This window comes from Micrococcus lylae NBRC 15355 (assembly GCF_001570885.1).
GTDB lineage: Bacteria > Actinomycetota > Actinomycetes > Actinomycetales > Micrococcaceae > Micrococcus > Micrococcus lylae.
In genome coordinates, this window is sequence record NZ_BCSN01000002.1 from 68,119 (window position 1) to 89,988 (window position 21,870).

The 21,870-nt window shown below is 72.7% G+C and carries 19 protein-coding genes and 3 tRNA genes; 8 read left to right on the forward strand and 14 right to left on the reverse strand.

The genetic code is table 11. From position 1 onward, the window contains the following. Positions 1–291: 291 nt before the first annotated feature. The 7 genes from MLY01S_RS01150 to MLY01S_RS01180 form a co-directional block, all read right to left on the reverse strand. The gene (locus tag MLY01S_RS01150) at positions 292–1,464 is read right to left on the reverse strand and encodes a UDP-N-acetylmuramate dehydrogenase (protein ID WP_067188510.1); all 1,173 of its coding nucleotides are present in this window, start codon (positions 1,462–1,464) and stop codon (positions 292–294) included. Beyond that, positions 1,461–1,979 (reverse strand): MaoC/PaaZ C-terminal domain-containing protein, encoded by a 519-nt coding sequence (locus MLY01S_RS01155; protein WP_067188512.1) that lies wholly within the window; start codon positions 1,977–1,979, stop codon positions 1,461–1,463. Before MLY01S_RS01155 ends, MLY01S_RS01150 begins: the two co-directional genes overlap by 4 nt. Then, positions 1,976–2,437: an FAS1-like dehydratase domain-containing protein gene (locus MLY01S_RS01160; RefSeq protein WP_067188515.1), complete on the reverse strand. Its 462-nt coding sequence runs from the start codon at positions 2,435–2,437 to the stop codon at positions 1,976–1,978. Before MLY01S_RS01160 ends, MLY01S_RS01155 begins: the two co-directional genes overlap by 4 nt. Positions 2,438–2,478: 41 nt before the next feature. Then, positions 2,479–2,781: a hypothetical protein gene (locus MLY01S_RS01165; RefSeq protein WP_067188518.1), complete on the reverse strand. Its 303-nt coding sequence runs from the start codon at positions 2,779–2,781 to the stop codon at positions 2,479–2,481. 226 nt (positions 2,782–3,007) lie between these two features. After that, positions 3,008–3,081: transfer RNA gene (locus MLY01S_RS01170), tRNA-Met, on the reverse strand. 62 nt (positions 3,082–3,143) lie between these two features. Continuing rightward, positions 3,144–3,215: transfer RNA gene (locus tag MLY01S_RS01175), tRNA-Thr, on the reverse strand. 108 nt (positions 3,216–3,323) lie between these two features. Then, positions 3,324–5,645 (reverse strand): DEAD/DEAH box helicase, encoded by a 2,322-nt coding sequence (locus MLY01S_RS01180; protein WP_082739495.1) that lies wholly within the window; start codon positions 5,643–5,645, stop codon positions 3,324–3,326. A gap of 291 nt (positions 5,646–5,936) precedes the next feature. On the opposite strand from MLY01S_RS01180, the gene MLY01S_RS01185 reads away from it, so the two are divergent. Next, a complete protein-coding gene (locus MLY01S_RS01185; protein WP_067188520.1) occupies positions 5,937–6,596 on the forward strand; it encodes a hypothetical protein in 660 nt (219 codons plus the stop codon). Between the two features lie 162 nt (positions 6,597–6,758). Here the strand turns inward: MLY01S_RS01185 and MLY01S_RS01190 are convergent, their stop codons facing one another. The 3 genes from MLY01S_RS01190 to MLY01S_RS01200 all read right to left on the reverse strand — a co-directional run bounded on the left by MLY01S_RS01190 (position 6,759) and on the right by MLY01S_RS01200 (position 11,050). Further along, positions 6,759–7,967: an amidohydrolase gene (locus tag MLY01S_RS01190; RefSeq protein WP_067188522.1), complete on the reverse strand. Its 1,209-nt coding sequence runs from the start codon at positions 7,965–7,967 to the stop codon at positions 6,759–6,761. A 263-nt stretch (positions 7,968–8,230) separates the two neighbouring features. Continuing rightward, entirely contained in the window at positions 8,231–9,442 is a 1,212-nt protein-coding gene (locus tag MLY01S_RS01195) for a cystathionine gamma-synthase (RefSeq protein ID WP_067188524.1), read from the reverse strand. Positions 9,443–9,463: 21 nt separating this feature from the next. Next, positions 9,464–11,050 carry a pyridoxal-phosphate dependent enzyme gene (locus MLY01S_RS01200; RefSeq protein ID WP_067188526.1) on the reverse strand — a complete coding sequence of 529 codons (1,587 nt, stop codon included), beginning with the start codon at positions 11,048–11,050 and terminating at the stop codon, positions 9,464–9,466. A gap of 48 nt (positions 11,051–11,098) precedes the next feature. Between MLY01S_RS01200 and MLY01S_RS01205 the strand changes: the two genes are divergently transcribed. After that, the gene (locus tag MLY01S_RS01205) at positions 11,099–12,085 is read left to right on the forward strand and encodes a DNA-3-methyladenine glycosylase family protein (protein WP_067188528.1); all 987 of its coding nucleotides are present in this window, start codon (positions 11,099–11,101) and stop codon (positions 12,083–12,085) included. A 174-nt stretch (positions 12,086–12,259) separates the two neighbouring features. Then, complete coding sequence (locus tag MLY01S_RS01210) at positions 12,260–12,739, forward strand: hypothetical protein (protein WP_082739496.1); 480 nt, start codon at positions 12,260–12,262, stop codon at positions 12,737–12,739. Here MLY01S_RS01210 and MLY01S_RS01215 read toward each other — a convergent pair. Continuing rightward, positions 12,727–14,472, reverse strand: coding sequence for an AMP-binding protein (locus MLY01S_RS01215; RefSeq protein ID WP_067188532.1), 1,746 nt, complete (start codon positions 14,470–14,472; stop codon positions 12,727–12,729). The two genes, MLY01S_RS01210 and MLY01S_RS01215, sit on opposite strands and share 13 nt — an antisense overlap. A 294-nt stretch (positions 14,473–14,766) precedes the next feature. Beyond that, a tRNA-Tyr gene (locus MLY01S_RS01220) sits at positions 14,767–14,848 on the reverse strand. 231 nt (positions 14,849–15,079) lie between these two features. On the opposite strand from MLY01S_RS01220, the gene MLY01S_RS01225 reads away from it, so the two are divergent. Then, positions 15,080–15,568 (forward strand): YajQ family cyclic di-GMP-binding protein, encoded by a 489-nt coding sequence (locus MLY01S_RS01225; RefSeq protein ID WP_067188534.1) that lies wholly within the window; start codon positions 15,080–15,082, stop codon positions 15,566–15,568. A gap of 24 nt (positions 15,569–15,592) precedes the next feature. Then, complete coding sequence (locus tag MLY01S_RS01230) at positions 15,593–16,096, forward strand: hypothetical protein (RefSeq protein WP_067188536.1); 504 nt, start codon at positions 15,593–15,595, stop codon at positions 16,094–16,096. Positions 16,097–16,227: 131 nt separating this feature from the next. Here the strand turns inward: MLY01S_RS01230 and MLY01S_RS01235 are convergent, their stop codons facing one another. Continuing rightward, on the reverse strand, positions 16,228–17,520 hold the full coding sequence (locus tag MLY01S_RS01235; RefSeq protein WP_067188538.1) for an MFS transporter: 1,293 nt from the start codon (positions 17,518–17,520) through the stop codon (positions 16,228–16,230). Positions 17,521–17,619: 99 nt separating this feature from the next. Between MLY01S_RS01235 and MLY01S_RS01240 the strand changes: the two genes are divergently transcribed. From MLY01S_RS01240 to MLY01S_RS01250, 3 genes are read left to right on the forward strand one after another with little or no spacing between them, the layout of a single operon-like run. Beyond that, positions 17,620–18,381: an ABC transporter ATP-binding protein gene (locus MLY01S_RS01240; protein ID WP_067188540.1), complete on the forward strand. Its 762-nt coding sequence runs from the start codon at positions 17,620–17,622 to the stop codon at positions 18,379–18,381. Beyond that, positions 18,378–19,793 (forward strand): hypothetical protein, encoded by a 1,416-nt coding sequence (locus MLY01S_RS01245; protein ID WP_067188542.1) that lies wholly within the window; start codon positions 18,378–18,380, stop codon positions 19,791–19,793. Before MLY01S_RS01240 ends, MLY01S_RS01245 begins: the two co-directional genes overlap by 4 nt. Beyond that, complete coding sequence (locus MLY01S_RS01250; protein WP_067188544.1) at positions 19,790–20,440, forward strand: hypothetical protein; 651 nt, start codon at positions 19,790–19,792, stop codon at positions 20,438–20,440. The genes MLY01S_RS01245 and MLY01S_RS01250 overlap by 4 nt, the downstream gene beginning before the upstream one ends. Positions 20,441–20,465: 25 nt before the next feature. Here the strand turns inward: MLY01S_RS01250 and MLY01S_RS01255 are convergent, their stop codons facing one another. Continuing rightward, positions 20,466–21,719 carry an IS30 family transposase gene (locus MLY01S_RS01255; protein WP_425339234.1) on the reverse strand — a complete coding sequence of 418 codons (1,254 nt, stop codon included), beginning with the start codon at positions 21,717–21,719 and terminating at the stop codon, positions 20,466–20,468. Positions 21,720–21,870 lie beyond the last annotated feature (151 nt).

Genomic DNA, 21,870 nt, shown 5'->3' on the forward strand with positions numbered 1-21,870 from the left:
GAGCGTCCATCCGAAGGGACGACGACGGCCGGTCACCTTCCGCAGAAGGCGACCGGCCGTCGTCGCGGGTACGCCGTGGGCGCCGAACCCTCTGGCTCGCCGAACCAGAGACTCTGGCTCCTTCAGACGACGCTGAACCCACCAAACCCTCTGGCTCGCCGAACCAGAGACTCTGGCCCCTTCAAGCACGGTCGAAGCAGCCGAAGCTTCTGGCTCGCCGAACCAGAGACTCTGGCCCCTTCGGGTGCGCTCGAAGCAGCCGAAGCTTCTGGTTCGGCGCAGGGCGGGGGTTCAGAGGGAGGTGCCGATGATCATCGGTTCGGCGTGCAGCTCGACGCCGAAGCGCTCCTTCACACCGTCCCGAACGGTGCGGGCGATCGTGAGGATGTCCTCGGTGGAGGCGTCCCCGCGGTTGGTGATCGCCAGGGTGTGCTTCGTGGACAGGGAGGCACGGCCGCCGGCCAGGCCCCGCCCGTCCGCGCCGCGGCCGTCCACCTCGCCCTCGCCGGGGACGACGTCCGGCAGGCCGAAGCCCTTCTTGAATCCGGCGTGGTCGATCAGCCAGGCGGCGGAGAGCTTGACCAGTTCGGTGCCGTCCTCTGCGTGGCCGACGCCGAACGCCGGGGCTCCCTCCGGCAGGCGGGCGCGCACGGAGGCCGGGACGATCGGATTGGTGAAGTAGGAACCGGTGGACCACGTGTCCCGGTCCGCGGGGTCGGACACCATGCCCTTGGAGCCGCGCAGTGCCAGCACGTTCTCGCGCACGGTCGCCAGCGGGGCGTGGGTGCCCTCCTCCACGTCCAGGGCCTTGGCGAGCTGGCCGTAGCGGACCGGGGCCGTGGCCTCGGCGCCGTGGGCGGCACGCAGCAGCTCCAGGTCGATGGACAGCACGATCCAGCGCGGGGACGGGGCGCCGCCGGCGGTCATGGAGCGCTTGATGATGGAGTCGCGGTAGCCGAAGCGCAGGTCCTCGGCGCCGAGCTCCACGACCTGCCCGGACTCGCGGTCCAGGGCCCGGACGGAGCGCAGCACCTGGGAGATGTCCGCGCCGTAGGCACCGACGTTCTGCACCGGGGTGGCGCCGGCCGATCCCGGGATGCCGGACAGGGCCTCGATGCCCGCCAGCTCGTGCTGCACGGACCAGGCGACGGCGTCATCCCACACGTGGCCCGCGGCGATGCGCACGACCACGGCGGTGCCCTCGGCACCGGCATCCGCGTCCCCGGAGAGGACCTCGATGCCGGTGAAGGCCATCTGCACCACGGTGCCGTCGAAGCCGGCGTCCGCCATCAGGGTGTTGGAGCCTCCGCCCAGGACGAACAGGGCCTCCCCTGCGGCGTCCGCGGCGGTGATGGCCTGGACGGCCTGCGCCTCGGTCTCGGCGCGGACCCAGTTCCTGGCCGCACCGCCGACGCCGGTGGTGGTGTGGTCCGCCAGGCGGCGGCTGGTGGTCGGCTCGCTCACGCGGCCTCTCCCTTCGGCAGGGCGACGACGGCCTGCGCCTTGGTGAGCGCGCGGGCGTCGTCGCTGCTGGTGACGGTGACCGCCAGGTCGATGCGGGCGGTCCCGGCCTCCGGGTCGACCTTGCCGACCTTGCCGGTGACCTGCAGGACGGCGCCGGGGACGGAAGACCCGTCCTCCGCGAGCCGACCGGTGGTGTCCTCGACCGGGACCATGGCGGTGAAACGGGTCTGGTAGTCCACCACCCGGGCCGGGTCGCCGACCCAGTCGGTGACCAGCTGCACCGCGGTGCCCATGGTGAGCATGCCGTGGGCGATCACGCCCGGCAGGCCCACGGACGTGGCGAAGGACTCGGACCAGTGGATCGGGTTCAGGTCTCCGGACGCGCCGGCGTAGCGGACCAGGTCCGCGCGGGTCAGGTGCACGGTGCGGGTGCCGATCACGGCGCCCTTCTCCAGGCCCTCGAGCTGCGGGGCCGGGACGGCCTGGGCGTGCGCAGCGGTGTTCTCGGTGCTCATGCGTCGGCCTCCTCGTCGTCCGCACGGACCAGCAGGGTGGAGGTCACGGTGCTCAGCGGGGCACCGGCACCGTCCACGATCTCGGTGACGGTGGTGACCATGGAATTGCCGCCGAGCTGCTTCACGGAGGCGATGGACACCGTGGCGGTGACCTCGTCCCCCGCGGTCAGCGGACGGGTGTGGGTGAAGCGCTCCTCAGCGTGGACCACACGGGAGAAGTCGATGCCGACCTCCGGGTCCTCCACCACCGCGGCCTCCGCGCGCTGGGCGACGACCACGGCGAAGGTCGGCGGGGCCACCAGGTCCGCGTGGCCGAGGGCGCGGGCGGCCTCGACGTCGTGGTGGGCCGGGTGCGTGGCCTGCACGGCGGCGGCGAATCCGCGGATCACCTCACGGGACACCTGGTAGGGCTCGGCCGGCGGGTACTGCCGGCCGGCGGCCTCGGGGTTGACGCTCATGCGCTCCTCCTCGTCTGACGGTTCGCGGGCGCTGGTTCAGCCTACCGGCGGGAACCGCGCGCGCCACCGTTCCGTGCGACGTCGCGGGCCGCACGGTTGCGGGCGGCGTCCCGGAACCGCACCGTCTGCGCGGTGAGGTGGCAGAGGACGCCCGCACCGAGGATCGCCAGCGCGGTCCAGGACAGCGGCAGCCGCTCGGTCAGGGCGCCGACGACCGCCAGGACGATGCCCACGAGGAACAGGCCCGAGCCGGTCAGGACAAGGCGGCGGTAGAGGTGCGAGCCGTTGTCCCACATGCCGGCCATGCCGGTGGACTGCGGACGGTGCTGCTGGGAAGAGGGCATGCCCACGAGTCTACGAGGCACCGGCCGGCGCGGCAGGGCGACCGGCGCTGCGCCCGGTGTGCCGCCGCGGCAGGACGTCCGGGAGTGCGACCGGGGGTGCCCGGGGGGTGCCTCAGCACCGGAACCGGCCCCAAGACGCCCGTAGACCACGAAAGCCCGGGCCACCGCGAGAGGCCCCGAGACGACGAGAGGGCCCGGCCTGTCGGCCGGACCCTCTCCGATGCGGTAGCGGCGGGGGGACTCGATCCCCCGACCTCACGATTATGAGTCGTGCGCTCTAACCAGCTGAGCTACGCCGCCACGACATGAGAACGCCCGTGCTTCCAGCGGATATGTGCCGAAAGAACGGGCTCCCATGTCAGAGCCCCGACCGGGAATCGATCCCGGGACCTCCATCTTACCAAGATGGCGCTCTACCACTGAGCTATCGGGGCAACGAGATGAAACTCTATCAGCGCGCTGCGCAGAGTTCCAAATCGCCTGCGGCGTCCCGGCGGACGGTCCTGACGGCCCCGCCCGACCGGATTCCGATCAACGCACGATCAGCGCTGCGGGCGGCGGCCGAAGCGCTTCGGACCGGAGCCGCGTCCACCCTTGCCGCCGCCGAAGCCACCGCGTCCGCCCTTGTCAGAGCCGAACCTGCCGCGGCTTCCACCGCGCTTGCCGTGGTCGGCTCCGCCGCGGCGGCCGCCGTCGCGACCCCACGAGTCATCGCCGCGGCCGCGGCCGTCCCGGCCGTCGCCGGCACCCCGCTCGCGGCGCCGGTCCGCACTCCAGCGGGGCTTCTTCCCGGTGTGATTGTCCTCACGGTTCCTGCGGGCTGAAGGGTGACGGCCGTCGTCGCTCCCCTCCTCGCGCTCGCCGCGACCCCGGCGCTCGTCGCGTTCGGCACGATCGACGCGTCCGTCGCGTTCGGCACGATCGACGCGTCCGCCGCGGTCACCGCGGTCGAACCGGTCCTGGCGGCCACGGCCGCCACGGGGACCGCCGTGGCGGCGGCGCGGGCCGTCGTCGTCCCCCTCCGCGCGCTCGGCGCGGGTCGGACGACCGGTGTCCAGGCGCAGGCCCAGAGGCCGGCCGTTGACCTCGGCCCGGGCGCCGGCCTCCAGCTGCTCCGGGGTGAGGTCCTTCGGCAGCTCGACGAGCGCGTGGTTGCCGCGCAGGTCGATGGCGCCGATGGCGTTGCCCGGCAGGCCGACCTCGTTGGCCAGGGCGCCCACGAGGTGGCCCGGCTTCACGCGGTCGTTGTGGCCCACGCCCACCCAGTAGGTCGCGTTGCCGGCCGCCGGCTCGCGGCGCGGGCCGCGGGAGCCTCGGCCGTCGCGCTCGCCGCGCTCCGAACGGTCTCCGCGGTCCCGGTCACGGCGGCCCTTGCCCCCGAACGGCGGCAGGTCCGGTTCCTCGGCCAGCAGCGGGCGGCCGTCCTGGACCATCATCGCGATGGCGGCGGCCACACGGTCCGGCTCGGCCTCGTTCTTCTCCACATAGTCCACCACCATGTCCCGGAACACCGCGAGGTCCTCGTCCGCGGCGGTCTCGAGGGTGGCGGTGATGCGGTCGGCGAAGCGGGCCTTGCGGGCCTCGTTCACCTGGGCGATCGAGGGCAGCTGCATCTCCTCCACCGGCTTGCGGGTGGTCTTCTCGATCGAGCGCAGCAGGTAGCGCTCGCGCGGCGTGATGAACAGGACGGCGTCGCCGGAGCGGCCCGCGCGGCCGGTGCGGCCGATGCGGTGCACATAGGACTCGGAGTCGTGCGGGACGTCGTAGTTCACCACCAGGGAGATGCGCTCCACGTCCAGGCCACGGGCGGCGACGTCGGTGGCGACGAGGATGTCCACGCGGCCGGCCTTGAGGTCCTCCACGGTCTTCTCGCGCTGCTTCTGCGCGATGTCGCCGGAGATGGCCACCGCCTTGAAGCCGCGCTCGTTCAGGCGGCGGGTGAGGTCCTCGGTGCCGGCACGGGTGCGGACGAACGCGATGACGCCGTCGTGCTCCTCGGTCTCCAGGATCCGGGTGAACGCCTCGAGCTTCCACTGGTGGCCCACGATGAGGCAGCGCTGGCGGATGGTCGCGGAGGTGGTGGCCTGACGGGCCACCGCCACCTCCTGCGGGTCGTTCAGGTACTGCGCGGAGATGCGGCGGATGGCCGGCGGCATGGTGGCGGAGAACAGGGCGGTCTGCTTGGCCTCCGGGGTGGAGGCGAGGATGCGGTCCACCTCCTCGGCGAAGCCCATGCGGAGCATCTCGTCCGCCTCGTCCAGCACGAGGGTCTGCAGCTGGGACAGGTCCAGGGAGCCGCGCTCGAGGTGGTCGATCACGCGGCCCGGGGTGCCGACGACCACCTGGGCGCCGCGGCGCAGGCCGGCCAGCTGCGGGCCGTACGGGGAGCCGCCGTAGACGGCGAGCACGGAGACGTCGTCGATCTGCTGGGCGTAGGTGTCGAAGGCGTCGGCCACCTGGAGGGCCAGCTCGCGGGTCGGGGCGAGCACGAGCACCTGCGGGGCGTCGGCGCGGCCGTTCACGTCGGCGGACTCGGCCAGGCGGGACAGCACCGGCAGGGCGAAGGCGCCGGTCTTGCCGGTGCCCGTCTGCGCCAGGCCGACCACGTCTCGGCCCTCCAGGATCAGCGGGATGGTCTGCTCCTGGATCGGGGACGGGGCGGTGTAGCCCAGCTCCTCGATCGCGGAGAGCACGCGGGCGTCCAGGCCGAGGTCGATGAAGGACGTGCCCTCCGGCTCATCGGCCGGGACGGCCTCGGCAGCGGCATCCGCTGCGGCGGAGTTCTCGACGGTCTCGGCGGCCTCGACGGCAGTCTGGTCCGGGCGGACCTCGTCGTCGAGCGGGGTGTTCGGGGTGTGCGTCATGGCGGTCTCCTCTGTGTGGGGACGCGCAGGCGGACGCCGGGCACGCTCCGGTCGCGTCTCGGAGTCGGTGCGGCGCTGCGCTGCTGGGGTGGAAACAAGGTCGGCCGGTCAGATCGGCACGTACCCCCACGGCGACGACGTTCGTCGCCTCTCAACACATCTGCGCCCTTATCAGCGCACACCGGCGTGGCATCACGCGTCCACGCTCACTCATCACAGGGGGAGAGTCCGGAACCGGAGTCCCCAGTCTATGCGCCCGCACCGGACCGGACACCCGTTAGGCTCGATTCCGTGGCAGAGAACACCAACGACCACCGTTTCGCCCGCGCCGCCGGACGCGCCGCCCGCGCCTTCCGTGAGCAGCAGCGGGCAGACAACGAGCGCCTCGCCGAGCGCCGCGTGCAGGAGCGTCAGGCGGACGAGACGCGCCTGGCCGAACGCCATGCGGCCAAGGAGCGCGCCCTGGACGAGCGCGACGAGCTCGAGGCCGGCCGCGTCCATCCGCTGCTGGGCCTGGCTCGCAAGTGGTGGACGGCGGCCACGCTCATCATCTTCGGCCTGGCCGCGGTGTTCCTGTTCAACGGCCTGCGCGCCCAGCGCGAGGGCGGCCCGGTCGTGGACCTCACCACGGGCATCGAGTCCGTCGGCGTGCTCGGCGGCGCCACGGGCCAGTTCGCCCTGGCCGGATTCGTCGCCGTGATCGGCCTGTTCACCCTGTGGGGCACCATCGCCCTCTACCGCCGGCGGGCGTCCGCCGTGAACACGCTCACCACCCTGGCCGTGCTGGTGGGCGTGCCGTCCCTGGTGCGCGGCAACGCACTGCTGCTGATCATGACGGCCCTGTTCATCATCGGCGCCGTGCTCGTCTGGCTGCCGCCGGTCAAGTCCCGTCTGCGCAAGGGCAAGACGGCCCGGGCCGCCGAACGCGCTGCCGACCGCGTCGTCCGCTGACCTCTCCCCCACGCACGGACGAAGGGCGGGGCCAGCCGCAGTGGCGGCGGACCCCGCCCTGCGTCTGCACCTGCTTTCCGACGACGGCACCGCACCCTGGGTGCGTCCGTCGCCGGGGCCGGTGAGGACCCGTCGCCGACGGCAGGGCGAGGCGGAGCCGGCTCAGTCGAGCGGGGGACGGGCCGCGGCGATCTGCGGGGCGTGCGTGACGTCGTCGTACTCCATGACCTGGCGGCCGCCGATCCACACCCGACGGGCGCGCTGCATGACGTCCAGCGGGTCACCGGACCACAGGACCAGATCCGCGTCCTTGCCCTCGGCCAGTGACCCGAGGCGCTCGTCCAGGCCGAGGACCTTCGCCGGGTTGATGGTGATCGAACGCAGCGCGGTCTCCCGGTCCAGGCCCTCCTTCACGGCCAGGGCGGCCTGGTAGACGAGGAAGTCGATCGGGATGACCGGGTGGTCGGTGATGATGCTGATCTCCACGCCGGCGCGGGCCAGACGGCCCGGGTTGCGCAGGGAGCGGCCGCGCAGCTCCGGCTTGGACTTGGTGGTGAACAGCGGGCCGATCAGCACGGGGATGTTCCGCTCGGCGAGGGTGTCGGCGATCGGGTGGGCCTCGGTGCCGTGGTCCAGGACGAGGTCGTAGCCGAACTCGTCGGCCAGGCGCAGGGCGGTGGCCACGTCGTCGGTGCGGTGGCAGTGCTGGCGCCACGGGATCTTCTTCTCCAGCACCAGGGCGAGGGCCTCCATGTGGGGGTCCTTGGCGAACGGCTTGCCGGACTCCTCGGCCTCGGCGCGGCGGGCCATGTAGCCCTGGGCCTCCATGAAGGCCTTGCGGATGACGTAGGCGGTGCCCAGGCGGGTGGAGGGGGTGCGGTTCTTCTCCTTGTAGACGTTCTTCGGGTTCTCGCCGAGGGCGGACTTCACCCCGGCGGGGCTGCGCAGGACCATCTCGTCCACGGTGCGGCCGTGGGTGTGCATGGCCACGGCCTGCCCGCCGATCGGGTTGCCGGAGCCCGGGTTGACGTTCACGGTGGTGACGCCGCCGGCGAGCGCGTCCCGGAAGCCGGGCTCGTTGGGGTCCACGGCGTCGAGGGCGCGGACGCCGGCCATCACCGGGTCGGTCGTCTCATTCACGTCCGCGGTGGAGCCGACCTCCCCCTCGGCATGCATGCCCAGGTGCACGTGGGCGTCCACGAAGCCGGGCAGCAGCCACTGGCCCTGGCAGTCGACGGTCTCGGCGCCGGCCGGGACCGGCACGTCCGGGCCGAGCGCGGTGATCTTCCCGTCCTCGACCACGAGGGTGCCGTCGAACGGCTCGGTCTCGATCGGGACGATGTGTGCATTGGTGAAGGCGAGGGTGCTCATGCCCTCCACCGTAGCGAGGAAGGATGATTCCCGAGCGCTCGACCCGATCCCCCAGCGCTCGTTCCGATCCCCCAGCGCTCGATCCGATCCCCCAGCGCTCGTTCCGATCCGGAGCACGCGAGGCATGCTCCGGATCGGATCGAGGCGTCGGTGGTCCCGGCGTTCCGAACGGGGCGCAGGCAGCCCGGGCGAAGGGCGCCGGCAGCCCGGGCAGCCCGGACAGAGTGCCCGGGCAGCCCAGGGAGAGTGCCCAGACAGCCCGGTCAGAGTGCGGAGATGGCCCGGTCCAGGTCGTCGATCAGGTCGGCGGCGTCCTCGATGCCCACGGACAGGCGCACGAGGTTGTCCGGGACAGCCAGCTCGGTGCCGGCCACGGAGGCGTGTGTCATCTCTGCCGGGTAGTTCATCAGGGACTCAATGCCGCCGAGCGACTCGGCCAGCTGGAACAGGCGGGTGGACTCGGCCACCTGCTTGGCCGCGGCCGCGCCGCCGGTGAACTGCACGGACACCATGCCTCCGAAGCCGCGCATCTGGCGGGCGGCCAGCTCGTGGCCGGGGTGGTCGGCCAGGCCCGGGTAGAGCACGCGTTCCACGCCGGGGCGGCCCTCCAGCCATTCGGCCACGGCCTGGGCGTTGGCGGCGTGGCGGTCCATGCGCACGCCCAGGGTCTTCAGGCCGCGGGTGGTCAGGTAGGCGTCCCACGGGCCGTTGACGGCGCCGGCGGCGAACTGCTGGAACTTCACGCGCTCGGCGAGCTCCGCGTCCGGGATCACCAGGGCGCCGCCGATGACGTCCGAATGGCCGCCGATGTACTTGGTGGTGGAGTGCACCACCACGTCCGCGCCGAGGGCCAGCGGGGTCTGCAGATACGGCGTGGCGAAGGTGTTGTCCACCACCAGCAGGGCGCCTGCGGCGTGGGCCACGTCGGCGATCGCGCCGATGTCCGAGACCTTCATCATCGGGTTGGAGGGGGTCTCCAGCCACACCAGCACCGGACCCTCGGCCTTCGCGGCGTCCACGGCCGCGGCGACCGTGGCCGCGTCCCCCATGTCCACCACGGCGTGCTTGACGCCCCACTTGGCCAGGACCTTGGTGATCAGGCGGTAGGAGCCGCCGTACACGTCGTTGCCCATCACGATCGTGGTGCCCGGCTCGGCCGCGCCCATGATCAGCGCGGTCTCGGCGGCCAGGCCGGAGGCGAAGGTCAGGGCGGTGGCCTGCGGCGCACCGTGCTCGTCCACGCCTGCCTCGAGCGCGGCCAGCTGCTCCTGCAGGGCGTCGCGGGTCGGGTTGGTGCCGCGGCCGTAGTCGTAGCCGCGGCGCAGCTGGCCGATCTTCACCGGCGCGTAGGTGCTGGACAGGTGCACCGGCGGCACCACGGCGCCGAAGACCTCGTCCAGGTGCTGTCCTGCGTGGACGGCGCGGGTGCCGAAGCCCTGCTCGCGGGCGGAGTCCTTCTGGGTGTTCTCGCTCATGTGCTCCATCCTCTCTCGGTCTCAGGCGGTGACGTAGGCCAGCAGGTCGTGCAGCGTCACGATCCCGGCCACCACTCCCCCGCGGGTCACCAGGAGGGTGTCCTCACACTGGAGGCGCTCGGCCACCTGACGCACGGTCGCGTGCGCGCCGACGATCGGCAGCATCGGACCCATCAGCGCCTCCACGGGGTCCCCGGCGGCCATGCGGCCGGACGCGAGCGCCGCGGAGAGCGCGCTGACGGTCACGGTGCCGCGGACCTCGCCGATGCGCAGGTCGTGGCGCGGCTCGGCCACCACGGGCAGGGCGTCCACGCCGTAGCGGTTCATGGTCGCGATCGCCTCGGCCACGGTGGTGGTCGGCGCGGCGGTCACCAGGGTCGGGACGGAGCCCGGGAACAGGTCCTCCTTGTCCGCGACGACGGCCCCCACCTCGTCCTCCCAGCGCGGGTCCGCCTGGGGCCGGGTCCCGGCGCCGCCGGCGCCGAGGGCGCCCTGAGCAGCCGAGGAGGAGGCGACGGGCGCGGCGGAGGCGGCGCCGTCGTCGTCCTTCACGGCCGAGCGGGAGCGGCCCTGCGCCCACTCCGGGAGGATCGTCTCCTGGCGGGCGTAGGACAGGCCGCGCTCGTCCATCCACGGGTCGTTGAAGATCTTGCCGAGGTAGCCGCGGCCGGAGTCCGGCAGGACGATCACCATGACGTCGTCCGGGCCGAGCTCCTTCGCGGCGCGCAGGCCGGCCACCACGGCCATGCCGGAGGAGCCGCCCACGAGGAGTCCCTCCTCGGCGGCGAGGCGGCGGGTCATGGCGAAGGCGGCGTCGTCGTCCACGGCGATGACCTCGTCCGGCACGTCCTTGTCATAGTTGCCCGGCCACATGTCCTCGCCGACGCCCTCGACGAAGTAGGGGCGGCCGGTGCCGCCGGAGTACACGGAGCCTTCCGGGTCCGCGCCGATGACGCGCACGGGGCCGGACGGGCGGTCCGCGGAGACCTCCTTGAGGTACCGGCCGGTGCCGGTGATGGTGCCGCCGGTGCCGGCGCCGATGACCACGTGGGTGACCGTCCCGGCGGTGTCCTCCCAGATCTCCGGCCCGGTGGTCTCGTAGTGGGACTCCGGGGCGGCCGGGTTGAAGAACTGGTTCGGCTGGAACGCCCCCTCGATCTCCCGCTCCAGGCGGTTGGCCACGCCGTAGTAGGACTCGTCCGAGTGCGGGTCCACGGAGGTGGGGGTGACCACCAGCTCGGCGCCGTAGGCGGCGAGGACGTCGCGTTTCTCCTGGCCGACCTTGTCCGGGGTGACGAAGACGGTGCGGTAGCCCTTCTGCTGGGCCACGATCGCCAGGCCGACGCCGGTGTTGCCGGAGGTCGGCTCCACCACGGTGCCGCCCGGGCGCAGCTTCCCCTCGGCCTCGGCGGCCTCGATCATCTTCAGCGCGATGCGGTCCTTCACCGAGCCGCCCGGGTTGAGGTACTCCACCTTCACCAGGACGGTGGCCGCGATGCCCTCGGTCACGCTGTTCAGCTTCACCAGCGGGGTGCGGCCGATGAGGTCGAGGACGTTCTCGGCGTAGCGCGGGGCGGACTCGTTCTGGGGTGCTCGGTTCTCAGTCACGGCGTCCACGGTACTGGCACGCCCGGACACGACAGTACTCTCGGGGTCATGTCCGGACCCGACGCGTCACGCACGCTGCGCCCCGCCGTCCCGGTGGACGTGGCGCTGACCCTGGGCGTGCTCCAGCGCGGCCACGCGGACCCGTGCGTGCGGGCGGCCCCGGAGGGCGTGTGGCTGACCCGCCGCGTGGACGCGGACGGGGCGCCGGTGCCGGCGAGCCTGCTGGTGCGCCCGGCCGCCTCCGCGGTGCGGCCGTCCGCGATCCGCGTGGAGGCCTGGGGGCCGGGCGCGGAGGCGGCCGTGGCGGAGGCCGAGGCGCTCCTCGGGCTTCACGACGACGGCTGGGTCGCCTTCGAGGACCTCCTCGCCTCCGGTGGGCGGCGGCTTCCCCACCACGTGGCCTCCGCCCGGCGGACGCGGCCCGGCCTGCGCCTGCCGGCGCACGGCCGCCTGGCCGAGCAGCTCATCACCGTGGTGCTGGAGCAGAAGGTCACCCATGATCAGGCCCGTCACGGCTGGCGGCAGCTGGTGCGCGCGGTCTCCGAGCCGGCACCGGGGCCGGTGCCGCACGGGATGCTGCTGCCGCCGGATCCGGCCGCGGTGCTGCGGGTGCCCAGCTGGGACTGGCACCGGTTCTGGGTGCAGCCGCCGCAGTCCAAGGCCATCCTGCGGGTGGCCGAGCGGGCGGAGAGCATCGACCGGCTGAGCCGGCAGGTGCGCCCCGGGGACGCGGCGGCCACCGCGGAGCTGGCCCGGCGGCTGCAGACCCTGCCGGGGATCGGGGCGTGGACCGTGGCCGAGGCGCTGCAGCGCAGCCACGGCGCCGCGGACCTGGTGGCCGTCGGCGACTTCCACCTGGCCCACTACGTGGGGCAGGTCCTCACCGGCCGCCGCGTGGACGACGCCGGGATGCTGCGCCTCCTGGAGCCCTGGTCCGGGCACCGGCAGCGGCTGGTGCGGATGATCGGGCTCTCCGGCGAGCGCCGAGAGCGGTTCGGCCCCAAGCTGGCCCCGGAGGACCACCGCGGACGGTGAGGGGTCCTCCACAGGCGACCGGCCGACGTCGTTCTCCACAGACGCGCCGCGCCGGCAGGCGGCGCCCCCACGGCGGGAAGGCCCTCCCTGCCAGCGTGGGTGGCGGAGGCGCCGCAGGGGCACTCCCCGGGCGACCCGAGGGACGTCCCGGCAGACGCGACCGACGGAGGGGCGATGATCGAGCAGCACAGGCGGAGGAGGACGCCGGAAGAGGCGGCAGCAGCAGGTGTCCACGGCCCGGGGACGCCCGGGACGATGCGTCCGGGCAAGCGGGCGTCGGTGATGATCGTGGCGCAGTCCGCCGGCCCGGACGACGGGATCGACGAGGCGCTGGAGTGGATCGAGGCGTTCGAGCGGGACTGCGGGCTGGTGCTGGACACGGAGGCGACGTCGGCGTTCGCCGTGGCGAATGCGGACGTGCTGCAGGACGGCCTCCAGCCGCCGCGCACCGAGTCCCCGGCGGAGCTGGTGGAGTTCATCCTCTGCGGAGGCGTCTGGTACCACCGCGGCAACGTGCCGACCGCTCCCCCGGACGACAACGGGGTCTCGGCCTGGGGCTGGATGTACCACCGCGCGATCAGCGGCGCCCGCCCGGACGCGCTCTGCACCGTGTGGGACGTCTACCCGCTCCCCTGCCCCGGTCAGCCCTGCTGAGCCGCCTTCTGGGCCTCCACGAGCTTGGTGCCCTCGGCGCGGAGCTCGACCTTGCGGACCTTGCCGGAGACCGTCATGGGGAAGGCGTCCATCACCTGCACGTAGGCGGGGATCTTGTAGTGCGCGATCTTCCCGGTGGCGTACTCCTTCAGGTCCGAGGCGGTGAGCGGGGAGGAGCCCTCGCGCATGATCAGGCAGGCCATGAGCTGCTCACCGTACTTCTCGTCCGGGACGCCGACCACCTGGACGTCCTGGATGTCCGGGTGGGAGTAGAAGAACTCCTCCACCTCGCGCGGGGAGATGTTCTCGCCTCCGCGGATGATGAGGTCCTTGATGCGCCCCTCGATGCGGGCGTAGCCGTCCTCGTCCATGGAGGCGAGGTCGCCGGTGTGCATCCAGCCGTCCTCGTCCAGCACGGCGGAGGTGCGCTCGGCGTCGTCCCAATAGCCGGACATCACGGAGTAGCCGCGGGTGCAGAGCTCGCCGGTGGCGCCGCGCGGGACGACCTCACCGGAGAGCGGGTCGATGATCTTGGTTTCCACGTGCGGCATGGAGCGGCCCACGGTCTCGGTGCGGCGCGCGAGGGAGTCGTCGCGGCGGGTCATGGTGGACACCGGTGCGGTCTCGGTCATGCCGTAGCAGATGGCCACCTCGGACATGTGGAGGCGGTCGATCACGCGGCGCATGACCTCCACCGGGCAGGTGGAGCCGGCCATCACGCCGGTGCGCAGGGTGGACAGATCCAGCTGCTCGGCCTCGGGACGGGCGAGCATGGCGATGAACATGGTCGGCACGCCGTAGAGCGATGTCGCCTTCGTGTCCGCGGCGGCCTGCAGGGCGGCCACCGGCTCGAAGCCGCGGGACGGGATCACGGACAGGGTGCCGTGGGAGACGGCGGCGATGGTGCCGATGACCATGCCGAAGCAGTGGAAGAACGGCACCGGGATCACCAGTACGTCCTGCTCGGTGTAGCCCAGCAGCTCGCCGATGTGGAAGCCGTTGTTCAGGATGTTCAGGTGGGACAGGGTGACGCCCTTGGGGAATCCGGTGGTGCCCGAGGTGTACTGCAGGTTCACCGGGTCTCCGGCGCCCACCTCGGCCTCGCGGGCGGCCAGCTGCTCGTCCGAGACCCGCTCGGCACCGGCCAGGAAGGCTGTCCAGGTGCTCTCCTCCACCGGGGTCTCGGCCACGCGCCTCGGGACCTCACCGGGGCGGGCGTGCGGGTAGGAGTCCTCGGTCGGCTCGCCCGGGGTGGGGAGCATGATGAGCTGGCGAAGCTCCGGGGCGGAGCCGGCGGCCACCTCACGGGCGGTGCGCGGCGGGTTCATACGGTCGTCCGGGCAGGCGACCACGAGGCCGCGCATGGTGCACTGCTCCACCACATAGGTCAGCTCGTGGGTCCGGTAGGCCGGGTTGAGGTTCACCAGGATGACGCCGGCCCGGGCGGCGCCGTAGAGCAGCGTGGTCCACTCGGCCACGTTGGGGCTCCACATGCCGATGCGGTCGCCCTTCTCGTAGCCGGCCGCGATGAGGGCCTTGGCCACGGTGCGGGAGTCCTCCTGCAGCTGCGCGAAGGTCCAGGAGCGGCCGGTGGAGGACTCGAGCAGGGCCGGGCGGTCCGGGTGGGCCGCGGCGGTCGCATCCAGGTTCTGCGCGAGCGTCTGCTCCAGCAGCTCCACATCGGTGGGGCCGGACGTGTAGGACATCTCGGCGTTGGACTGCTGCTCGGTCATCGGTGCCCTCCTGGCGGCGTCGTCGGCTGGGTCGACGGGCACGGCTACGCCGCAGCAGAGCGGTGACGTGGGCGTCGGACACCCCCGCCCGCTGTGATGCAGAGCACAATCGTGCCGTCGCCGTGGAGCGTACCCCCGATCACCGGAGAAATGCGAGGACGTCCGAACGATCGCTCCGAAGCATGGCGGTCGGGCGACGCGGGCCCGGGCATGACGGTGGGCCCGAGCGCGACCACGGCCGCACATGACGAAGGGCCCGGAACCGTGAACCGGTTCCGGGCCCTTCCAGCACGGTGGCAGATGAGGGATTCGAACCCCCGTAGGCAGTGCCAGCTGATTTACAGTCAGCCCCCTTTGGCCGCTCGGGTAATCTGCCGTGCGACCCGCGGTCGGCGCCGATCGACGCTTCCCAACAGGCGAGAGAAGACTCTACAGCAAAGTGCCGGACGCGGCCAACCGGGAGGGGCCAGGACCGCCCTTGCCCCGGTAGGCTGGGCGCAGATGCGGCCGTGCGCCGCCGTGCCGGACGCCGCGGGAACCCCGCCTGCCGCCGTTCGGACGGCTCAGCACGGCCTGCCCCAGACATCACCGAGAGAAGGAGCACTCCGTGGCCAGCGATTCCACGTTCGACGTCGTCAGCAAGGTGGACAAGCAGGAGGTGTCCAACGCCCTGAACCAGGCGCAGAAGGAGATTGCCCAGCGCTACGACTTCAAGGGCGTCGGCGCCGAGATCGACTTCTCCGGAGAGAAGATCCTCATGAAGGCGAACTCCGAGGAGCGCGTGAAGGCGGTCAAGGACGTCTTCGAGTCCAAGCTGGTCAAGCGCGGCATCTCCCTGAAGTCCTTGGACGCCGGCGAGCCGTTCGCCTCCGGCAAGGAGACCCGCATCGAGGCCGCCATCAAGGAGGGCATCGACCAGCCCACCGCGAAGAAGATCACCAAGCTGATCCGCGACGAAGGCCCGAAGTCGGTGAAGGCCACCATCCAGGGCGACGAGCTGCGCGTCTCCTCCAAGTCCCGCGACGACCTGCAGGCGACCATCGCCCTGCTCAAGGGCTTCGAGGACGCGGACCTGCAGTTCATCAACTTCCGCTGACGCGCCCACCCCGCAAGGAGAGACATGCTCTACCTGATCGACCCGCGCGGCCACGTGCACCAGGCCGAGACCACCGTCGGCGCCGCCCGTGCCCGCGAGCGCGTGGACGGCCGCCGCATCGACGACCAGGGCTGGCACCGGGCCGCGATGCTCCTGGACTACGACGACTACCTGGACATCGCCCTGCGCCACGGCGTGAAGTGCTCCAAGGGCCTGATGCTGGACGCCGGCTTCGTGCAGCACGCCCTGGCCCCGTCCAAGCTCAAGGCCTCCGGCCGCAACCAGGAGGCCGTGGCCGTCCAGGTGCAGGCCGTCGGCCGGGACACAGAGGACCGCCGCACCCGCCTGCATGAGCGCGCCATGATGGTGAAGAACGCCCTGTCCGGCCACAAGTCCCGTCTGTCCGAGGCCGAGGACAAGGCCCGCGAGATCCTGCAGGCAGACGTGAAGCAGGAGCTGGTCCGCCACTGGCAGTCCCTCGGCGGCATCCTCCCGGAGGCCACCTCCGCCGAGCTGCACCGCGCCTGATCGGCATCGCCTGATCCCCTGCCCCCTCGGGGGCTTCACGACGACGGCCGGTGACCTTCCGTGCGGATGCACTGGTCACCGGCCGTCGTCATCAGTGCAGAGGTGCGACGAGGAGGAGGCGTGCGGCGCCGTCAGGGCGAGGGGTCGCGGGCGTCGTAGCGCAGGAACGACGGCTGGGCGCGCATCAGCAGGCTCACGCCGAGCATGCACAGCACGCCGCCGACCACCAGGGTGAGCCCCTCCCCCAACGCCGCGGAAGCGCCGCCCTGGATCATCTCGCCCAGGCGGGGTCCGCCGGCCACGACCACGATGAACACGCCCTGCAGACGCCCGCGCAGGTGATCCGGGGTGGCGGACTGCAGGATCGTGGTGCGGAACACCGCGGACACCGAATCCGCGGCGCCGGCGACCACCATGCACACGGCCGAGGCGGCCAGCGCCAAGCCCAGGCGCGGATCGCCGGCCAGCAGTCCGGACGCCCACCAGACGACCACGCCGAACGCGGCGACGGCGGCGCCCCAGACGAGGATCGAGGCATAGACGCCGCGCCCCTGGGCGTGCACGCGGGTGAAGGTGCCGGAGAACAGGCCCGCGAGGAACGCCCCGGCGGCCATGGCGGCCAGGAGCAGGCCGGCCGCGGCTTCGCCGCCGCCGAGCATCATGGCGCCGATCGCGGGGATCAGGGCTCGCGGGAACGCGGTGGCCATGGCCACGATGTCCGCCAGGAACGTCATGCGCACGTTCGGCCTGGTGCCCAGGAACCGGAACCCCTCCACCACCGAGGAGATCCCGACGCGCCTCGTGGCTACAGCACCGTCCGCACGTTCCGGCGGGAGCGCCGGCAGCCGCCAGAGTGCGTAGAGGGCGGCGAGGAACGTGACCACGTCGACCGAGTACGTCCACGCGTAGCCGATCGAGGCGACGAGCACGCCGCCGAGCAGCGGTCCGGCCATCATGGCCACGGAGAAGGTCATCATGTTCAGCGCGTTGGCCGCCGGCAGCAGCTTCACGCCCACCAGCGCAGGGATGATGGCGCCGCGCGTCGGCTGGTTCACGCCGGACGCCGCCGAGTGCACCGCGGTGAGCGCGTAGAGCAGCGCCACCGACTCCCAGCCCGCCCACGCTTGCGCGGCGATGCCCACCGTGGTCAGCCACATCACGGAAGACGATCCCAGGGCTACGGTGCGGCGGTCGAACTGGTCCGCCACCGCGCCGCCGTAGAGCCCCGCGATGATCAGGGGCACGAGCGCCGCCAGCCCCAGCATGCCCACGGCGAACGAGGAGCCGGTCAGTGCGAAGACCTCCAGCGCCACGGCCGTGAGCGTGAGCTGCGTGCCCACCGCGGACAGCACGTTGCCCAGCCACAGGCGGCGGAAGCCGGGCGAGACCTTCAGCGGGGTGAGGTCGGCGAGGAGTAGAGGCACGCCGGTCAGCCTAAGGGATGAGGTGCAGGCGCTCCGGACGGGCCGGATTCCGACGTTAGGGCCAGGCCACCGGCCATGCGGCTCCGTAGCATGGAGGACATGCTGACGGCCGAGGACCTCGTGGTCCGCCGCGGCGGCACCGAGGTGCTGCGCGGCGTGACCTGTGCACTGCCCACCGGGACGACCGCCCTGATCGGGCACAACGGGGCGGGCAAGACCACCCTGCTGCGCGCCCTGCTCGGGCTGCTGCCGGCCGCCTCCGGCACAGTCCGGCTCGACGGTGAGAAGGTGCTGGCCACCGCGGCCTCACGTAGCGCCTTCCACGCGCGGCTGGGCTGGATGCCGCAGGACGTGGAGTTCCCACGCGGAGTGACCGTGGCCGAGGCCGTGGAGTACGCCTGCTGGCTGCGCGGCCGCCCCCGCCGCACCCTGCGGGCGCACCGCGTGGCCGCCCTGGAGACCGCGGACCTGACCGAGCTCGCCCGGCGCCCCGCGGACCGCCTCTCCGGCGGACAGCGCCGCCGCCTCGGGCTGGCGTGCGCACTGGCCGGTGACCCGGACGTGGTGGTCCTGGACGAGCCGACCGCCGGACTGGACCCGCTGCAGCGCGAAGAGATCATGGGCGCGGTGCGGCAGGCCTCCCGGGAGAGGACCGTGGTGGTCTCCACACACCTGGTGGAGGACGTCCTCACCGTGGCCGACCGCATCCTGGTCCTCGCGGACGGGCGCGTCGTGGCCGACGCTCTGCTGGACGAGATCGTGGCCTCGGGGGCGAGCGCCGAGCAGGCCCGGGCCGCGGTCACCGGGCTGATCGCGCCGCGCGGCGGTGCCTGCGGGCAGACGGACGGGGCGCCGGCATGAGCGGCCCGCGCGGTCGCGCCCTCGTGCCGAGCCTGGCCACCGCGCTGGCGGTCACGGCCCTGGTCTGCTGGACCTTCTGGAACGACCGCCACGCCTCCGGCGGCTGGCTCACCAGCACGCTGGTCATCACCGCCGACCTCGCGGTCACCGTGGGCGGCTGCGCCGGCGCCGCCCTGCTGGCCTGGCTCGTCTCTCCCCTGCACGCGCCGCGGCACCGCGACGCCCCGCTGCTCAGCGCCCGGACACCCTTGGCCCGCCTGCGCTTCGCCGTCTCCCGGTCCGCCGTGTGGTCCGCCGCCGTCTTGCTGCTCTCCCTGTCCTCCGCTGTGGGGATCTCGGCGGCCACGGTCGGCCTGTGGGCGGACGGGATGGACCTCCTCGCGGTCGCCGCCCGGCTCGTCTCCGCCTGGGCGTGGCTGACCGCGCTGTGCCTGGTGGGCGCCGCCGTGGGGCGCTGGGTCCCGGCACGGCTGGCCCCGGCCGTCGCCGGCGTGCTCGCCTACGCCACGTTCGTGGCCGCCACCCGGCCGAGCGGGACGTCCTGGGCGCACGCCGCACGCCTGCTCAGCCTGGACGGCCAGTCCGCCTGGCATGACGTGGCCCCGTCTCCGCTGGCCTCCGGCCTCCGCCTGCTGCTCGCCGTGCTCGTGGCGGCGGCCCTCGTCGGCATCGCCGTCGGCAGCCTCCCGACGACGGCACTCGCCTCCGGCGCGGCCCTCGCCCTGGTGATCACCGCGGCCCCTGCGGCGGCCCCGGTCACCCCCGAACGGCTCGAGCGCGGAGAGACCGGACCGCTGTACACCGCGACCTCACAGGCCCGGGTCTGTGCGCGGGACGCCTCCGCGGAGGGCGAGGTGCTGACGGTCTGCGGCGGACTGCCGGAGTCCGGTGCACTGGCGACGCACGCCCGGCAGGTGCGCGAGTCCGCCGCCGCCCTGCCGGCAGCCCTTCGTCCGGAGCACGTGACGACGTCTCCGGAGGAGGCCGCGGAGGGGCGGTCTCTGCTGGTGCCGCTTCCCCAGGACGGCGGGCCCACGGGCGGCGCCGGCACCGCGGCGGCCGTGGACCGCGAGCTCGCCCGCGCCGTGTTCGAGCGGCCCTGCCTGCCCACGGAGGAGGAACTCGCCGGCGGCTCCCCGGAGGTCCTGGAGCGGCTGGCTTCGGAGCGGGTCACGGCCCGCACGGTGCTCTACTACGCCCACGGGGTGCTGCGGGGGCATCGCCCGGCCGAGTTCCGCGACTCCTTCGCACCGCCGGTCGACCAGCTGGAGGGCGGCGCCGAGGTCGCCGCGCGGGCTGAGGCGTTCGCGGCCCTGTCCGAGGGCGAGCGGGACGCCTGGTGGCGGGAGCACCTGCCGGCCGTGCAGGGCTGCACGCTGACCCTGGACGAGCTGCCGCAGGCGTCCCGATGAGCCGCGCCTCCCTCCCGCTGCCGCTGCCGGCCCGCGGCTGGCTCGCCGCACACGGCGCCCGCCCGGGCCTGCTGGCCGCGCTCGTCCTCGGCCCCGCCCTCGCTGCCCTGCTCGCCCGCTGGCCGCTGCCGCACACCCCACCGGCGGACGTCACCGTGGACCCGACCCTGAACCCCGCGCACCTCGGCCTGCTCGCCCTGGCCCTGGCCGTGGGGCTGCTGCCGGTGCTCCTGGTGGACCGCCTCGCGTGGGCCACGGACGTGGCCGCCCGTCCGGTGCGCCGGATGCGCTGTGGGTGGGTTCTGCTGCCGCTGGCGGCCCAAGGTCTCGGCGCCGTCCTCGGGGCACCACTGCTCCCGGCGCACCTGTCCGCCGGCGCCGCGTGGCTGTCCTGTCTGCCGCTGCTGTGGGGGCTCTGCCTGCTCGGCGACGTCCTGCTCGGCCCGCTCGCCGGCACCCTGCTGCCGGCGGCCGTCGTGGCGGCCCTGGGCTTCGGGCCGCTCCCCTGGCACGTCGACGTGCTGTTCAACCCCGATCTCCAGGGACAACGCCTCCTCGTCGGCTGTGCCCTGGCCGTCCTCGGCGCGGCGCTCTACGCGCTGCGCGGCACCCGCCGCGGCCGCGGCGTCGTGGCCGCCGCCGACTGAGGCGCGGCGCCCGGAAAGGGCGGATTCAAGCGGTCCTCGCAACACCCTCGGGTGTGGGTGGGATCAGTAGACCACGCAGGCGCTCGGCTGGGGTATCCCAGTCGAGCGTCATGCGTGGCCTGTCGTTGAGTTCTTGAGCGACGAACTCGAGGTCTTCTCGGGAGTGCACTGACAGGTCCGTGCCCTTCGGGAAGTACTGACGCAGCAGCCCGTTGGTGTTCTCGTTCGATCCACGCTGCCAGGGCGAGTGCGGGTCGCAGAAGTACACCGGCATGTCCGTGGCGATCGTGACCTGCTTGTGCCGGGCCATCTCAGCGCCCTGGTCCCAGGTGAGCGAACCGCGCAGATGTTCCGGCAGGGTCTGGATCAGTCGGACCAGCTCGTCTCTGACCTGCACGGCGTCATGACCGGCCGGCAGGTGCCCGAGCATCACGTACCGGGTGTGGCGCTCGACCAGGGTCAGGATCGCGGACTTGTTTCCGGCCCCGAGGATCAGGTCTCCTTCCCAGTGCCCGGGCACGGCCCGGTCCTCGATCTCGGCCGGGCGCTCGGAGATCATGACCATCTCATCGACGAACCGCCGCTGCCCCGCCTCGTCCCGGCGCTGGGGCCTGCGGCGGGCCCGGCCGGTGCGCAGAGCGTTCTTGACCTCCGCGCGCAGGTTCCCGCGGGCCTGGAAGTACAGGGCCTGATAGATCGTCTCGTGGCTCACATGCATTAGCGGATCATCCGGGAACCGCTTGAGCAATGTCTGCCGGATCTGTCGTGGGGAGTATCTGCGCTGCAGCAACCCGATCACTTCACGGCGCAGCGGGCAGTCCATGGCCAGCTTCGCCGGTTTCGGGCGTGCTCGAGAGGCAGCCCATTGGCGATGGGCGGTGTAGGGCTGATAGGTCCCGTTCGTGGAACGGGCATCGATCTCGCGTTTGATCGTCGAGGCGGCCCGGCCCAGTACCCAGCCGATCTGACGCAGGGAGGCCCCCTGCCGGAGAAGGTCCGCGATCTGCTCGCGTTCGGCGATGCTCAGGAACCTGGGATGCAGTGTGCTCAGCACTGCCACGTCAGCACGACTGATGCGCATGTCAGTGGTGTACCGCACGTGGGTGCCATCCGGGTAGAGCCGTGAGTTCCCGATCTTGCGCACGCCCTTGTCCCAGTCATAGCCGGTGCGTGGATGGACCCCGACCTGCGCGGCTGCCTGTTTGATGCTGGCACCTTCAGCACGCAACCGGGCGAAGACCGGTTTGCGAGGATCCGGGCCGGGCCCGGGCGAGCCCATGCCCTTCACCCCTGCCTTGCGAGCCCACCGGTAGGCGGTGTTCTCATTCGCCCCGACCGCGCGGGCGGCATGCCTGATCGAGCCGCGGTGCTTCGGCAGGGCTTTGAAGAATGCTTCCTTGAGCTGGTCAGACGACACGGTCCTCGCAACC